The sequence below is a fragment of the Microbacterium sp. MAH-37 genome (assembly GCF_009758255.1).
Classification (GTDB): domain Bacteria; phylum Actinomycetota; class Actinomycetes; order Actinomycetales; family Microbacteriaceae; genus Microbacterium.
Genome location: NZ_WSEN01000010.1, coordinates 867,319 through 883,325, shown reverse-complemented (window position 1 = coordinate 883,325; position 16,007 = coordinate 867,319). Strand labels below are relative to the sequence as shown.

12 protein-coding genes are annotated in these 16,007 nt (G+C 69.9%); 6 read left to right on the top strand and 6 right to left on the bottom strand.

What is annotated here, in order from left to right; genetic code table 11:
• Window positions 1-29 precede the first annotated feature (29 nt).
• Window positions 30-491, top strand: coding sequence for an aminoacyl-tRNA deacylase (locus GON06_RS18250; RefSeq protein WP_332837722.1), 462 nt, complete (start codon window positions 30-32; stop codon window positions 489-491).
• Window positions 492-599: 108 nt separating this feature from the next.
• Here GON06_RS18250 and GON06_RS18245 read toward each other — a convergent pair whose 3' ends face one another.
• Entirely contained in the window at window positions 600-1,787 is a 1,188-nt protein-coding gene (locus GON06_RS18245) for an amidohydrolase family protein (protein ID WP_157313724.1), read from the bottom strand.
• Window positions 1,788-1,892: 105 nt separating this feature from the next.
• On the opposite strand from GON06_RS18245, the gene GON06_RS18240 reads away from it, so the two are divergent.
• From GON06_RS18240 to GON06_RS18220, 5 genes are read left to right on the top strand one after another with little or no spacing between them, the layout of a single operon-like run.
• Window positions 1,893-2,948 carry a hypothetical protein gene (locus GON06_RS18240; RefSeq protein WP_157313723.1) on the top strand — a complete coding sequence of 352 codons (1,056 nt, stop codon included), beginning with the start codon at window positions 1,893-1,895 and terminating at the stop codon, window positions 2,946-2,948.
• A complete protein-coding gene (locus GON06_RS18235) occupies window positions 2,945-3,649 on the top strand; it encodes a polysaccharide deacetylase family protein (protein ID WP_157313722.1) in 705 nt (234 codons plus the stop codon). The genes GON06_RS18240 and GON06_RS18235 overlap by 4 nt, the downstream gene beginning before the upstream one ends.
• A complete protein-coding gene (locus GON06_RS18230) occupies window positions 3,646-5,505 on the top strand; it encodes a hypothetical protein (protein WP_157313721.1) in 1,860 nt (619 codons plus the stop codon). Before GON06_RS18235 ends, GON06_RS18230 begins: the two co-directional genes overlap by 4 nt.
• A 30-nt stretch (window positions 5,506-5,535) precedes the next feature.
• Window positions 5,536-6,501, top strand: a complete 966-nt coding sequence (locus GON06_RS18225; RefSeq protein ID WP_157313720.1) for an acetylxylan esterase — start codon at window positions 5,536-5,538, stop codon at window positions 6,499-6,501.
• On the top strand, window positions 6,498-8,516 hold the full coding sequence (locus GON06_RS18220; protein WP_157313719.1) for a glycoside hydrolase family 36 protein: 2,019 nt from the start codon (window positions 6,498-6,500) through the stop codon (window positions 8,514-8,516). Before GON06_RS18225 ends, GON06_RS18220 begins: the two co-directional genes overlap by 4 nt.
• A 20-nt stretch (window positions 8,517-8,536) precedes the next feature.
• Here the strand turns inward: GON06_RS18220 and GON06_RS18215 are convergent, their stop codons facing one another.
• From GON06_RS18215 to GON06_RS18195, 5 genes are all read right to left on the bottom strand, one after another.
• Window positions 8,537-9,391: a dihydrodipicolinate synthase family protein gene (locus tag GON06_RS18215; protein ID WP_157313718.1), complete on the bottom strand. Its 855-nt coding sequence runs from the start codon at window positions 9,389-9,391 to the stop codon at window positions 8,537-8,539.
• A 4-nt stretch (window positions 9,392-9,395) separates the two neighbouring features.
• Window positions 9,396-10,376 carry a carbohydrate ABC transporter permease gene (locus GON06_RS18210; RefSeq protein ID WP_157313717.1) on the bottom strand — a complete coding sequence of 327 codons (981 nt, stop codon included), beginning with the start codon at window positions 10,374-10,376 and terminating at the stop codon, window positions 9,396-9,398.
• Window positions 10,373-11,308 (bottom strand): carbohydrate ABC transporter permease, encoded by a 936-nt coding sequence (locus GON06_RS18205; protein ID WP_116240352.1) that lies wholly within the window; start codon window positions 11,306-11,308, stop codon window positions 10,373-10,375. Before GON06_RS18205 ends, GON06_RS18210 begins: the two co-directional genes overlap by 4 nt.
• Before the next feature lie 102 nt (window positions 11,309-11,410).
• Window positions 11,411-12,796: an ABC transporter substrate-binding protein gene (locus tag GON06_RS18200; RefSeq protein WP_157313716.1), complete on the bottom strand. Its 1,386-nt coding sequence runs from the start codon at window positions 12,794-12,796 to the stop codon at window positions 11,411-11,413.
• Window positions 12,797-12,875: 79 nt separating this feature from the next.
• Window positions 12,876-15,908 carry an alpha-mannosidase gene (locus tag GON06_RS18195; RefSeq protein WP_332837710.1) on the bottom strand — a complete coding sequence of 1,011 codons (3,033 nt, stop codon included), beginning with the start codon at window positions 15,906-15,908 and terminating at the stop codon, window positions 12,876-12,878.
• Window positions 15,909-16,007: the final 99 nt, after the last annotated feature.

Sequence of the window (16,007 nt, the reverse complement as noted above, 5' to 3'; positions counted from 1 at the left end):
CCACTGAGCCGGCCGAAGGGCACTCCAGGGTGCTCGACGCCGCGGCCGCCCGCGGACTCGAGATCGAGATCCGCGAGCGCCCCGCGGCGAACAGCCTGCAGGAGGCCGCGGACATCCTCGGCATCCCGGCATCCGGCATCGTGAAGACGCTCGTCGTGAAGCGCTCGGATGACACGTACCTGTTCGCGCTGGTGCCCGGTGGGCGCTCGATCTCCTGGCCGAAGCTGCGCGCGATCGTCGGCGTGAACAAGCTGCGCCTGCCCGAGGCCGAGCTGGCGCTGGCCGCCACCGGGTACGAGCGCGGCACGATCACGCCGGTCGGCAGCACCACGGACTGGCCGGTCTACGCCGACGAGACCATCGTCGGGCAGCGCGTGGCCATGGGCGCCGGCGCGCACGGCTACAGCCTGTTCGTCGATGCCGACGCCCTCATCGCCGCCTACGGCGCGACCGTCGCCGACATCTCCGAGCCGGAGAAGCCCCGGGGCTGACGGGCGGGCGGACGCCCTTCGTCTCGCTTCGCTCACTCAGGACCCGAACAGATTCGCACCCTGAGCGAGCGAGGAACGAGCGAGACGAAGGGCGTCCTCATCACGTGATCAGCGCGTGAACAGCAGCTTCCCGCCGCCGATGACACGTTCGCGGGGGAGCGTGCGCACCAGCGCGTCCATCGGGTTCTCCGCGTCGATGAGCACGACGTCGGCGCGCGAGCCCGTGGCCAGGTCGTTCTGCGCGACGCCGGCGAACGGCGCGGCCGCCGAGGTGGCCAGCTGCACCACGCGCAGCAGGTCCTCGTCGCGGACGATGCCGGATCCGCGGGCGTACTGCCAGGCGATGCCCATCAGGTCACCGGTGCCGTACGGGCTCCACAGGTCGCGGATGCCGTCGGTGCCGAAGCCGAAGCGCACGCCGGCGTCGTCGAACTCGTGCAGGCCGAACTGCGTCATCCGCACCGGCGCGACGGTGGTCATGGTGATGTCGAGCTCGGCCATCTGCGCCAGCAGCTCGGCGCGACGCTGCGGAGTCTGGTCGACGATCGCGAAGCCGTGCGCGATGTTGACCTTGCCCTGCAGACCGAGGGTGCGGGTGCGGTCGATGATGAGGTCGAACTGGAACGCGCCCAGCGAGCCGCCGTCGTGCAGGTGGATGTCGACGCCGGTGCCGTACTCGGCGGCGAGGCCGAGGATGGCGTCGATCTGGCCGACCGGGTCGCGGTCGATGCCGGCCGGGTCGAGGCCGCCGATGTGCTCGACGCCCGCCTTCGCGGCATCCTCCAGCAGAGCGAGCACGCCGGGGCGGCGCAGCACGCCGTCCTGCGGGAAGGCGATGATCTCGCAGGCCAGCGCGCCGTCGTAGGTGGCGACGGCCTCGCGCACGGCCTCGATGCCGCGCAGCCCGAGTCCGAGGTCGACGTCGACGTGGGTGCGGATCTCGGTGGTGCCCGTTTTGACCGACTCGGCGAGGACCGCGCTGGTGATCTCGACGCTGGGGATGCCGAGCTCGTCACGGCGTGCGCGCTCATGACGGATGCGACCATCGGTGCCGCCCTCACCGCCGTAGGACTGCCACGGGTGACCCCACCACGACTTGTCGACGTGCGCGTGGGTGTTGACGAGGCCGGGGATGGCCAGCAGGCCGCGACCGTCGATCTCCGTCTCCGCGATCGGAGCATCCGTCGCGGGAACGACCTGCGTGATCTCGGAGCCGTCGATGAGGATGTCACTGGCCTCCCCTCCCCAGGGGCGGACGTTGCGGACGGCGGTGACTGCGGGGAAGGAAGTGCTCATCGTCCTATCCTCGCCGATGCTCACCTGCTTCGGGGGTGGACTAACTCAATTGAATTGAATTAGAGTGGTTCGCACTGGCCGGGACACGCGCAGAGAGGCGATCAGGTGACTGCCGCATCCAAGGAGGGTTTCGTCGCCCTCGGCGTCTACGGCGCCTACCCTCACACCAACGGCTTCCTTCCCGGCGGCGAGCGCATGGTGGTCGGTTCCGCCGGTCTCGACGCCCTTCTCATCGTCGACGTGGCGATCGGCGCGACACCTCGTCCGCTGCTCGAGCTCGCCGAGATCGGCTCCGCTCCCGGTGCGATCCCCTGGTTCGATGTGGCCCTCGAGGTCCCGCTGCTCGCGACCGTCTGGGCGGGGCGCATCCTCACCCTCGATCTGTCGGATGCCGCGCCCCGTCCCCGTGCGGTCCGCACCGCCGCTGAGGGTGCCGCCTTCGACGGCCTCGTGTCGATCTCACCGGACGGCTCGCGGATCGCGGCGATCGAAGTGCGTGGCGACAGCCGGACGCTGCTGTCGATCGACGCGCGCAGCGGCTCCGTCGAGAGCAGCACCGCGCTGCACGGTGAGGCGAACCACGTTCAGATCAGCCCCGCGGACCCGGCCTGGGTCGGGTTCGCACACGAAGGTCCGGCGGCGAGCATCCCGGATCGGATGTGGGGCGTGCATCCGCGCCTGGCGCCGCAGGGGATCTCGCTGTTCGATCAGCGGGCGCTGTCGGCCGACCACGATGATCCGCTCCAGGCCGGGCACGAGCGCTGGATGTTCCATCGGCCCGGCGCGATCATCGTCGCGTACGGCGAGGGCCCCGCACCGCGTGGCGTGTGGGAGGTGCCGGTCGGCGCGGAGGCCCGGCTGATCTCCGCGGGAGACCGCGACTGGCACTGCGGGATCAGCCGGGACGGCACACGCGTCGTCGTGGACACCACGGGTCCGGCTGCAGCGCCCGGCCGCGGATGGGCTGATGCGGGAGACCGCAGCTCGATCGTCGTCATCGACACGGCGACGGGTGCGCGCACCGTCATCGCCGAGACCCGCTTCGCGCCGCATCCGTTCCATCCGCATCCGGCCTTCACGCCGGACGGAGCGCAGATCGTGCACAACCACATCGACCCGCAGGGCCGGCGCGGGGTCGCCCTGCGCGAGGCGGCCCAGTGAGCGGGCGACTGCTGCTGACGTTCGACGACCGGCACGTCGGCTCCTGGGTGGCCGCGCGCCCGCTGTTCGACCACGTCGGAGCGACCGTCACCTTCTTCGTCGTGGAGGCCGACCTCCTGGATGCCGAGGAGCAGCGCGGCATCCGCACCCTGCTCGCCGACGGACACAGCGTGGGATCGCACGGACTCCGGCACCTCGACGCCGATGCGGCGATCGCCGGCCTCGGCGCCGAGGGGTACCTGCGCGCCGAGATCACCCCGAGCGTCGAGGCCCTCTCCGCACTCGGCGCGCGCTGCCGCTCCTTCGCCTACCCGAACAGCCGACGCGACGACGTGTCGGATGCCGTGCTGGGCCGGCTGTTCGACTGGATGCGCGCCGGCAGCGCGCGCACCCACGACAGGGACGTCGCCGCGCGAACGATCATGAGCCGGCCGACGCCGGTGCTGCCGAGCCGCGGCATGGACACCGGCCGGGGCGAACAGGCGCATCTCGCCGACGCCGACGTGCTCAGCTCGCTGCTCCGCGCGACCGCCGAGCACGACGCGACCCTCGTGCTGTACGCGCATGACATCGCAGATCGCAGCCAGGCCAACCACATCCATCCCGATCGCCTCGCCGCGGTGCTGGCGGAGGCCGACGACCTCGGCCTGCAGATGCACGGCCTCGACCGACTCCCTCTTCCAGAAAGCGCACGATCATGACGACCCGTCTCCAGACCTCGGACCCCCTGACCCTCGACGCCGCCCGTCGCGCCGGTGACGCGGAGTACGACCGGCAGTGGGACCTGCTGCTCAGTGAGGCCAACTACAACCCCATCCACACTCGCATCGTCTCGGGACGCGCGCATCGTGTCCGTGAGAGCCTCGCCTACGCGCTCGTGCTGTTCGAGCTGGCGTCCGCCGGCGACGACCTGGTCGACGGCGAGCGCCGTTCCGACCGAGGCGCTCGCGTCCTCAGCACCGTGCTCGACCTGCAGGACACCGATCCGCGCAGCGAGACCTACGGACTGTGGGGCTACTGGGCCGAGGAGCCGGCGGCGCAGATGTCGCCGGCGGACTGGAACTGGGCCGACTTCATCGGCGAGTTCCTGATCCTCATCCTGCGCCGCCATGGCGAGACGCTCGCCCCCGAACTGCGCGGCCGCGCGGAGACCGCACTGGTGCACGCGGCGCGGTCGATCATCCGACGCGATGTCGATCTCGACTACACGAACATCGCTGTGAAGGGCGCGTTCGTCACTCTGGCCGCCGGGGAGATCACGTCCGAGGACTCCATCGCGGAGTACGGCCGCGAGCGGCTCTCCCGACTGCACACCCGGCTGCTCGCGCAGGGAAGCTTCGCCGAGTACAACTCCCCGACCTACTGGCACGTCGTGCTGCAGGCGTTCACCGGCATCCGTCAGTACGTCGACGATGTGGACATGCATCCGCTCGCCGCGGACCTCGAACGCGTCGCCTGGGAGCACTTCCTGCGGCACTGGCACCCCGCCGCCGGGCAGCTGAGCGGACCGATGGCGCGCTGCTACGACACCGACCTGCATCTGCGTCCCGGCGTGCTGTCGGTGCTGCAGCGCGTGGCCGGTGACACCTGGCCGCTGCTCGAGAAGACCGACCTCGAGCCCGACATCCACTTCGTACAGGATGCCGTGCTCGACTACCGGATCCCCGCCGACCTGCGTCCGCTGCTCGATCACGTGGCATCCGCCGACACCGTGCGCGAAGTGTTCGCCGACACCTTCTACATCGAGGGCCAGGTCGCCGGGATCTCGGAGGCCGCCGCTTCCGGCGTGCCCTCCGTCGTGGTGCCCACGGTCGGGGCGACCTGGCGGGACGGCGCGCTCAGCCTCGGCAGCGTGAACTTCAGCGACACCTGGCTGCAGCGCCGGCCGCTCCTGGGGTACTGGGTCGAGCCCGGAGACGACTCGACGGACATCACGCGCCCCGCCCGATTCGTCGGTGTCGAGGTCGTCCGTGACGGACACGGCTTCGCCGGCGGCTCGTTCTGCTCGGTGCAGGAGGACGGCCGCGTGCTGTGGGCGCTCGCGCTCGCGACGCCGTCCGGCGACGAGCACATCCACCTCGACGCGATCCCCGCCGGGACTGCCGTCCCCACCAGCGACCTGCGGGTGCGCTTCCGGATCCGCGGGGCATCCGCCGACGCCGTCCGCGTCGACGGCGAGCCCCTGGCAGCAGGAGCGAGCGTCGCCGACGTCTCGCGTGTGCAGGTCGAGACCCCCGCACTGCATCTGGACTGGGTGCTCGCCGCCGCCCGCTTCGACGGCGCAGAGGTCGGCGCGACCGTGACGGCCGGCGATGACATCGTGATCGACGTGCCGTGGCTCACCTCCCCTCGCGATCTGGCCGTGTCGGGCCTGGGCGAGACGTTCGCGACCGGGATGCTGCGCATGAGCGCCGCACCGCTGGATGATGCCGTGGTGACGGCTGCCGTCGACGGCGACGTGGTGCGCACCGCCGGAGCCGGCCTCCGACTCCTCGCCCCCGTTCTCCCCGGCTCCCGCCTGGACCACGCGCGCATCGCGCAGCGCGCCCGCCTCTGAACACCATCCCCATCACCCGAAGGACCATTCATGGCACAGTTCGACATGCCCCTCGAGCAGCTTCAGGCCTACCGCCCCGAGCGCGAGGAGGAGGCCGATTTCGACGCGTTCTGGCAGCGCACGATCGCGGACGCACGTGGATTCGGAGCGCCGCAGTTCGAGCGGATCGACTCGCCGCTGCGCAACCTGATCGTCGAGGACGTCACCTTCCCCGGCTTCGCCGGCCACCCGATCAAGGGCTGGTTCGTCCGGCCGGCGCACGGAGACATCCGCGGCACCGTCGTGAGCTACATCGGCTACAGCGGCGGCCGGGCGGTGCCGGAGAGCTGGACCCTGCTGCCGAGCGCCGGGTACGGGCAGTTCGTGATGGACAGTCGTGGCCAGGGGTCTGGCGGCAGCGCCTCGGCGACCGCCGATCCGGTCGGCAGCGGTCCCCGCATCGCGGGGCAGATGTCGTCCGGGCTCGAGCACCAGGACGGCTACTACTACCGCCGGCTGTTCACGGACGCCGTCCGCGCCGTGGATGCCGCCCGCAGTCACGACGCGGTCGACCCGAGCCGCGTGGTCGTGGCCGGGGGAAGTCAGGGCGGCGGCATCGCCGTCGCCGCCGCCGGCCTGAGTGACGGGCTCGCGGGAGCGATGATCGATGTGCCCTTCCTGAGCCACTACCGCCGCGCCCTGCGGATCACCGACGCGAACCCGTACAACGAGCTCGCACGGTACCTGCAGACGCGTCGCGGCGAGGAGGAGGACGTCTTCCGCGTGCTCAGCTACTTCGACGGCGTCAACTTCGCCGCCCGCGCCACCGCGAAGGCGCTGTACTCGGTCGGGCTCTACGACGCGGTGTGCCCTCCGTCCACCGTGTTCGCGCAGTTCAACGCCTACGGCTCCGACGACAAGCGCATCGAGGTGTACCCCTACAACGGCCACGAGGGCGGCCAGTGGACCCATCAGCTCAAGCACCTGGAGTTCCTCGACGAGGTGTTCGGCGCATGACGCGGATCGAATGGACCACGTCACGGTTCTCTCTCGAATTCGCCGCGCCCGGCGACGCGGCCGTGAGTCTTGTCGCACTGGCCATCGACGGAGGAGAGAACGCCGTCGCGCCGCGCGCGATCGTGGATCTCTTCACCGCCGGCGAGCACCGGCGGCGGACCAGCCAGGCGTTCGTGCGCTCCGCCGCCGGTGAGCGGCTCCGATACCGTTCGCATGAGGCGGATGCCTCTCACCTGAGCATCCGCCAGCACGACGACGCCACCGGTCTCGAGGTCACGACATCTGTACGTGCGGTCGGCGCCGGCCTGCAGTGGACGCAGACGATCCGCAACCTCTCCGACCGCGCATGGACCCTGACCGCCGCGAGCTCCCTCACGCTCGAGCTCGCGGATCGCGCCGATGCGCGGCTGCTGTGGGGCGAGAGCGAGTGGCTGGCGGAGGGTCGATGGCACGAGCAGGGGCTCGGCGAGGTTCTGCCGGACCTCGGACTCGACTCGCACCGCCAGGACGGCCGAGGGCGGTTCGTCCGGTCGAGCCACGGCGCCTGGTCCACCGGCGAGTACCTGCCGACGGGGGCGATCGTGCGCGACGGGGGCCCATCGGTCGCATGGCAGGTGGAGACCAGCGCGGGCTGGAGCTGGGAGCTCGCCCAGACCGAAGGGTCGGTGGTGATCGCGGCATCCGGTCCCGGCGACCTGGAGCATCAGTTCGCCGAGCGTCTCGAACCGGGGACGTCGTTCACGACGGTGCCGGTGGGTCTCGTCGTCGCGGACGGCGGGCGGGACGCCGTCTTCGCCGAGCTCGCCGGGTACCGGCGCGCCCTGCGGCTGCTGCGCCCCGCGGACGAGTCCCTCCCCGTCGTCTACAACGACTACATGAACACACTCATGGGCCAGCCGTCCACCGAGGAGCTGCTCCCGTTGATCGAGGCCGCCGCAGCTGCCGGCGCCGAGGTCTTCTGCATCGACGCGGGCTGGTTCACCGACGACACCGACTACTGGTCGGCGATCGGCGTGTGGGAGGAGGCGCCGTCCCGCTTCACCGGCGGTCTCGCGTCCGTGATCGACGAGATCCGCAGCCGCGGCATGGGTGCCGGCCTCTGGCTCGAGCCGGAGATCGTCGGCGTGGACTCCCCCGCCGCGCAGTCCCTGCCAGACGATGCGTTCTTCCAGCGCTTCGGAGAGCGCGTGATCGAGTCGGAGCGCCTCCACCTCGATCTGCGCCATCCGGCGGCCAGAGCGCATCTGGACGAGACGGTCGACCGGCTCGTCGCGCGGTTCGGGGTGTCTTATTTCAAGCTCGACTACAACATCAACCCCGGGGTGGGCACCGACCACGCCACCACGAGTGCCGGCGCCGGTCTGCTCGGGCACACGCGGGCGCTGCGCGCGTGGCTGATCGATGTGCAGGCCCGGCATCCCGAGGTGCTGTTCGAGAACTGCGCCTCCGGCGCGATGCGCATGGACTACGCGCTGCTCTCCGTGGCGCACCAGCAGTCCACGAGCGATCAGCAGGATGCTGTCCACTATGCGCCGATCGCGGCCTCAGCACCCGCGAGCGTACTGCCCGAGCAGGCCGGGAACTGGGCCTATCCGGCTGCCGGCATGTCCGCCGGCGAGACGGCGGTGACGCTCGTGAACGGTCTGGCAGGACGCTTCATGCTCTCCGGCTTCCTCCCGCAGCTGCGCGAGGACCAGACCCGAATGGTGAGCGAAGCGGTCGCGCTGCACACGTCGTGGCGCGACCGATTGAGCAGCGCCGTGCCGTCGTGGCCCCTCGGCCTGCCTGGATGGGACGACGACGTGATCGCCCTGGCTCTGCGTTCCGGCGGTGAGACGTTCTTCCTGTGTGTCTGGTCGCGCGGCGCCGCGCGCCAGGTCGTCCTGCCCGGCCTCGGGGGCGCCGTGCGCACGACGTTCCCCGCCGCAGGTGCGGATTGGCCGGTCGCCGTGCGCGGTGACGATCTGGTGATCGAGGTCCCCGCGGGTCCCGACGCTCGCGTGCTGGTGCTCTGATCCGGCATCCGCGGCCGTCGTCAGCCGAGCGCGACGACGGCCGCGGCGTCCTCCTCGGTGAGCGGGCCCCACGGCATGCGCGTCGCACCGAGGTCGGGTCCCTGAGCGCTGATCAGCGCCTTCACGAACGCGGGTCCGCCGTGCCGGCCGGCCGCCACCGCGATCCGGCGGAACGGCTCGTGCAGGGCGAACGCCTCCTCGAGGCGCCCGGCGGCGACCGCGTCGTGCACGCGGCGCGCCTGCGGGGCCAGCAGGTTGTAGAGACTGCCGATCACCCGATCCGCCCCCATGGCCAGCGCCGCGGGCAGCAGCTCGTCGCGGCCGAAGTACGCCTCGACCCCCGACGCGCGCACCGCTGCGAACGCCGAGAGATCCTCGTCCGTGAACTTGACGGACGACAGCGTCGGGATGCGCGTGCGCGCAGCCGCGACGATGTCGACGATCGGCACCCGCGAGCCCGTCATGCCGGGGAAGTGGTAGATGCAGAAGGGCGTTCCCGGCGCCGCCGCGGCGACGGTCTCGAAGAAGTCCACGGTCCCGGTCAGCCCGATCGGACCGTAGTACGGGGCGACGGTCGAGACCAGATCGGCGCCGACGCTCTCGGCATGACCTGCCAGCGCAGCGGCATCCCGCACATCCGTCGCACCCACGTGCACGCCGAGCCGCAGGCCTCCGCGGGCCTGCACCCATGCCTCTGCCAGCGCTCTCCGCTCGCCGACGGACAGGAACGGGAACTCTCCTGTGGTCCCGCCGACGAAGACGCCGTCGACGCCGTCGGCGGCCAGCCGCTCCGCCTGCGCTGCGACCTGCCCCAGGGCGAGTTCCCCGCCATCGTCATACGGCGTCGGAACGGCCGCCCAGATCTCCAGAGTCATGGCCTCAGCCCTTGATCGCGCCGGCCTGGCCGGCGCTCTTCAGGAACTGCTTCTGGAAGATCAGGAACAGCACCACGGGAAGGATGACCGAGATGAACATTCCCGCCATCAGCAGGCTCATCTCCGCCGAGGCCGTGATCCGGTACAGACCGACGGACAAGGGCTGCAGATCCGGGCTGGGCAGCACGAGCAGCGGCCACAGGAACTCCTTCCAGGCGCCGATGATCGTGATCAGCGAGGTGACGCCGATGATGGGCTTCGACATCGGCAGCACGATCCTCCAGAAGATCTGGAACGGACCCGCCCCGTCGATCTTCGCCGCCTCGAACACGTCCTTCGGCAGAGTGTCGAAGAACCGTGTGATCAGCAGCACGTTGAAGGCGCTCGCGGCGCTGGGCAGCCACACCGCCCAGAACGTGTTGATGAGGTTCCAGTGCAGCAGCGGCATGTCGAGCACGGTCACGTACTGGGCGATGAGCGACACGACGCCCGGGATGAACAGCGTCGCGAGCACCCCGGCGTTGACGACCTTCGCGTACTTGGGCTTCAGTATCGAGATCCCGTAGGCGCCGGTGAGGGCGACCAGCATCCCGATGAACCAGGTCCCGGCCGCGATCCACACGGTGTTCAGCAGATACTTGCCGATGTTGATCTTGGTCCAGGCGTCTGCGAGGTTGTGCCATTGGATGCCGCTGGGCCACCACGCCCACGGCTCGCGCAGGATGTCCTGCGTCGTGGACACCGAGGCCTTCGCCAGCCAGAGCAGCGGACCGGCCGAGATGACGATCAGGACGACGATGAGGAAGGTGTTGAGGATCCACAGACCGACGCGGACCCGGGTGCTCCGGCGCTCGAGGTCGGAGATGTTGGTCCTGTCCTGCTGGTCGTCGTCCTTGCGCCGACGGCGGCGAGGCGAGACGGTCTCGTCGACGGGACGGCCGGTGACGAGGGCCTCGGTGGTCGGGGGCACGAGGGTGTCGGTCATGACTTGCTCCAACTCCGGGTGAGCCGCAGATAGACCGCGGAGACGATGGTGAGCACGACGGCGAGCAACAGGCTCAGGGCGGTCGCCTTGCCGTAGTCGCCCTGCTGGAACGCGTAGTTGTAGATGAGCATGAGGACGGTCGTCGTCCGGTTGACGGGCCCTCCGCCGGTCATGACGAACGGCTCGGTGAACACCTGCATCGTGCCGATGATCTGCAGCAGCAGCATGAGGAGCATGATCCCGCGCATCTGCGGGAGGGTGATGTGCCAGAAGCGGCGGACGACCTTCGCGCCGTCCATCTCGGATGCCTCGTAGAGCTCGGGCGGCACGGACATCAGTGCGGCGAGATAGATGATGGTCGACTGTCCGAAGCCGGCCCAGGTCGCCTGGATCACGATGTCGAGCATCGCCGTGTTGGGGTCCTGCAGGAACGGGAGCGGCCCGATGCCGAACAGCCCGAGGACCGAGTTGAACAGGCCGTCCGGTGACGGATCGTAGAACTGCTTCCACAGCAGCACCGAGACCACGGGCGGGATGATCACCGGCAGGTAGGCGAGGACGCTGGCGAACTGCCGGCTGCGTCGCATCTCCGCCATGAAGGTCGCGAGCAGCACGGGCACAGGGAACCCGATGAGCATCGCGAGACCCGCGAAGAGCAGCGTGTTCGCGACGGCTGTGCCCAGCAGCGGGTCCGCGAGCACGCGCTGGAAGTTCTCCAGACCCACCCAGGTGGGCTCAGTGACGAGGTTCGTCTTCTGCAGTGCGAGCACCAGGCTGCGGAGGATCGGCCACCACGCGAAGTACGCGAACGTGAAGAGCAGCGGGACGAAGAACAGGAAGGTCGTCACGCCCCCGCCGCGCGCCCAGATCCACAGCCGGCGAGGGAGCGGCTGTGCGCGGCGCCTCTGCGCCGCCGTCGTGGCTTGGGTCATACGTCGATCCTGTCGTCTCTGAGGGATGCGGGGAGAAGGGGGGGGTGCACCCCTGTCGTGCGCGGCGTCGCGCCGCGCACGGCAGGGTCGGCGGGATGCCTGTCAGCCGGCGTCCACCAGCGACTGCACGGCGCTCTGGGCGTCGGAGAGCAGCTTGTCGATGTCCGCCCCCTTGTCGGTGAGCACGGCCTGAGCGATCGGGTCGAGGGCCGCATACAGCTCCTGCGCCTTGATCGCGGGCTCGGGCACGACCGCGAGGTCGCTCGTCAGGTAGGCGGTGTAGTTGTCGCGGTTGACGTTGATGTACGGCTCGATCCAGCCCAGGTAGGTGTCGTAGCTCTTCTGGTCCACGATCGGCAGCTCCGGCGCGCCGACCGGCCGGCCGTCCGCCGCCGAGGATTCCGCTGCAGCGACAGCCGCATCCTTGTCGGTGTACTTCTTGAGCCAGTAGAACTCGGTCCACTTCAGGGCAGCGGCCTGCTCGTTCACCGAGGCCTTCGGGTTGACCCACTGGATGGCCCCGCCACCGAGCGCGCCGAGCCCGTCCGCACCCTGCGGGAGCGGCGCGATGCCGACGTCCTCGCCGTCCATGCCACGGTTGACGACCAGGTCGTTGTAGATCGTGCCGCCGTTGATCGTCTGACCGATGTTGCCGCCGCCGAGCTCGTTGCGGATGTCGTCCCCGCCGAGCAGGAAGTTCGCGCCGGCGGCGTTTCCCTCCCAGCGCACGTCGTGCAGGAACTGCAGGGAGTCCTTCATCGCGTCGGTGTCGATCGTGACCTCGGTCTTCTTGCCGTCGACCTTCTGCACGAGCGAGCCGTTCGAGTAGGACATCGTGGTCAGCAGCCACCCGCCCTGGTTGCCGGTGGTCGGGATGATGAAGCCGGTCTTCCCGGTCTTCTCGGTGATCGTCTTGGCGTTCTCGAGGATGCCCTCCCAGTCGGTGGGCACGGCATCCGGGTCGAGTCCTGCCTGCTTGTACAGCGCACGGTCGTACACGAGCGCCATGGTGTACGCCTGACGCACGACCCCGTACTGCCTGTCGTCCTTGGTCACGACGGCCTGCAGATTGGGGTTCACGGCGGAGAGGACGTCGCTGTCGGCGACGAGATCCGTGATGTCGGCTGCCTGCCCGCGCTCGATGAGAGCCTGCATGTCGGTGAACGGGATCGCCAGCGTCGTGGGGGCGGTGCCGCCGACCAGCTGAGCGTTGAACGTCGACGGGTCGTAGGTGGTCTCCTCGCCCTTCACCGTGATGTTCGGGTAGAGCTCCTCGAACTCGGCGACGCGCTTGTTGAACGTCTCGAGCGATGCCGCCTGGTCGGCCGTCGGCATCTCGCCGACGGTGATCGTGACCTTGGCGTCCGGGTCGACCTCCGCAGCCGTGTCGTCCGCGCTGCCGGGCGCGGAGCATCCGGCGAGAGCGAGCCCGGCGAGAGCGGTGAACGCGGCGATGCCGAGAGCACGCTTCTTCGCTGATGTGTGCATTGCTGCTACTCCTTCGTAGGGGAACTGTGATGGATCTCTGGGTACTCCGCGACGTGCCAGCCTAGCCACGCCGCGCGCCTCACCTCGAAACGCGCAGGGTGAGGAGCTGGAAGGGCCTGAGCGCGAGCCGAGCAGTCGTCTGCTCGAGCACCGCTCCGACCGGAGCATCGATCCGCCGCTCGAGCAGATCGACGGTGTGGATGCCGTGGGCGCCGGGCACGTCGACGGTGATGTCGACCTGCGCCTTGGCTCCCTCGGACTCGTAGAGCCGGACGACGAGGTCGCCGGAGCGATCCTCGGCCAGCTTGACCGACTCGACGCGGACCGCGGGGTGCGAGACCGTGACCAGCGGCGCCACCGCTCGGGCTCCGGTCACCGTGCGCAGCGGCAGGTTCATGCGGTAGCCCTCGTCGACGGCCTCGCGGATGCCGGCGCCGGGACGGACCGCGACCGTGATGTCGTGCCGCCCCTGATCCGCCTCGGGGTCGGGGAAGACCGGCCCGCGGAGCAGCGAGAGACTCGCCGTCGTCGTGGTGCCGCCGCCGTCGCGGGTGTCGCGGCGCACGTCGTGCCCGTACGTGGACTCGTTCGCGATCGCGACGCCGTAGCCGGGCTCCGCGATGTGCGCCCAGCGGTGCATCGAGATCTCGAAGCGGGCCGCATCCCACGACGTGTTCGCGTGCGTCGGACGGTACACGTGCCCGAACTGCGTCTCGGCGGCGCTGCGGTCGGCGTGGATGTCGAACGGGAACGAGAGCTTCAGCATCTGCCGCTTCTCGTGCCAGTCGATGTCGTGACGGATCACCACGGCCTCGGCGCCCGCGGCGAGACTGATGGTCTGCGTGATCCGCGAGCCGCCGAACGCGTGCTCGACGATCACCGAGGCGATGCCGTCGCCGCTCTCGGAGCGGATCGAGGTCGGCGACGTGAGCGCACGGGAGACCCGGCGGTAGTGCTCGTCGATGTCCCAGGCGTCCCACTTGTTCGGGATGTCGCGGAACAGCTGGAGCAGGTTGCCCGCCTCACCCGGGGCGATGGCCTCTCGTCCCGAATGCGCGTCGGTGAGCGACACCATCAGTCCTCGGCCGTCGATCACCGTACGGACCCGCCCGTTGTCGAGCACGAACCCGTCACCGGCGGCGGTGACGGTCGCACCGTCGGCGGGCGCCGGTGCGGGCGCGATGGAGAGCGCAGCGGCTCCGCCCTCGGCCTGCGGGCGGGCGTTCAGCACCAGCATCCGCTCACCCTCGCCGACCAGTGCGGCGACCGAGTCCGCGATGGTGCGCTCGGCGACGGCGGCGACCTCTGCATACATCCGCTCGACGTCCTCGTACACCCAGGCGATCGAGCATCCGGGCAGCACGTCGTGGAACTGGTTGAGCAGCACGTCGTGCCACGCGCTCTCCAGCTCGTCGTACGGGTACTCCGCGCCTTCGCGCACGGCAGCCGTCGCCGCCCACAGCTCGGCCTCGCGGAGCAGGTGCTCACTGCGCCGGTTGCCCTGCTTGGTGTGATGCTGCGAGGTGAGGGTTCCGCGGTGCAGCTCGAGGTAGAGCTCGCCCGACCACACCGGCGGGTTCGGATACTGCTCCTCGACACGCTCGAAGAACCGCTGCGGCGAGTCGATGACGACTGTCGGCGACCCCTCGAGGGACCGGAGCCGGCCGGCTGCGGCGATCATCTCGCGGGTGGGGCCGCCGCCTCCGTCGCCCCAGCCGAACGGGATCAGCGACAGGGAGGAGTCGCCCGCCTCGCGGAAGCTGCGCTCGGCGTGTGCCAGCTCGGCGCCGGACAGCTCCGAGATGTAGGTGTCCGCCGACGGGAAGTGCGTGAGGATGCGGGTGCCGTCGATGCCCTCCCAGAGGAAGGTGTGGTGGGGCATCTGGTTGGTCTGGTTCCAGGAGATCTTCTGGGTGACGAACCACTTCGAGCCGGACGCGGCGATGATCTGCGGGAACGCGGCGGAGTAGCCGAAGGTGTCCGGCACCCAGACCTCCTGCGTGTCGACGCCGAACTCCTCGAGGAAGAACCGCTTGCCGGCGACGAACTGCCGTGCCATCGCCTCGCCGCCGGGCATGTTGATGTCCGGCTCGACCCACATCCCGCCCACCGGGATGAATTGACCGGTCGCGACCTTCTCCTTGATCCGCGCGAAGATCTGCGGGTAGTCGTCCTTCATCCACTTCAGCTGCTGCGCGGACGAGCAGGCGAACCGGAACTCCGGGTGGACGTCCATCAGGTTCAGCACGTTCGAGAACGTGCGGGCGCACTTGCGGACGGTCTCGCGGAACGGCCACAGCCATGCGGAGTCGATGTGCGCGTGCCCGATCGCGACGACCTCGTGCGCGCTCGCGTTCGCAGGGCTGGCGAGCACCTCGGCGATCACGGCGCGGGCCTCGACAGCCGTCCCGGAGATGTCCTGCGGGTCGGCGACGTCCATCATGCGCTCGAACGCCCGCAGGATCCTGTGCCGCCGGGGGTTGTCCTGGCTGAGCTCGCGCATCAGCCCGTCGAGCGTCCACACGTCACGGGCGAGCTCCCACACGTTCTCGTCGAGCAGGCCGACCGCGAACTGCGTGGCGGTGTAGAGCGGTTCGTCACCGGCGGTGGACTTGGCACCCATCGGCGTGGGGAGGAAGTCGTAGTCACCCGCGACGTCGGGGTTGCCCGCGGCCTCGACGTAGAACTCGACCGTGCGCTCGCCGTCCCAGGGGAGGTACGAGGCGCGCGGCGAGACCGCCTTCAGGATGGTGCCGTCGGCGCGGTAGCCGAGACCCTCGGCCTGGAACCCGGGCCGGTCGCCGAAGAAGCCGAGGTCGACGAGGAGCTCCACCCTCGTGGCGGCCGGAAGCGCACCCTCGTCGTCGAACCACTCCTCCGGGACCGCTCCGGTCGCCCGGAACCACACCGTGGACCATGGCCGGCCCCAGGCGTAGGGGAGCCGCACGGCTGCGTAATCGGCTGCGAGCGCCTCTGCGGCCGGGATCGGCTCGTCGGGAACCTCGAAGACAGCCACATCGAGCGGGCTCACGGTGCGGTAGAGCGCCGGGGTCAGGAACTCGGCGATGAAGCGCTCCAGACGGGCTTCCGCGATGGGCCGGTTGTCGTGCACGGTGTGTGTTCCTCTTCGTCGAGTGCGGGTGATTTCGTCACTCTAATTCAACTTGATTGATTAAATCAAGCACTTCCCCCGTCGCGAGTGCTGCGTGCG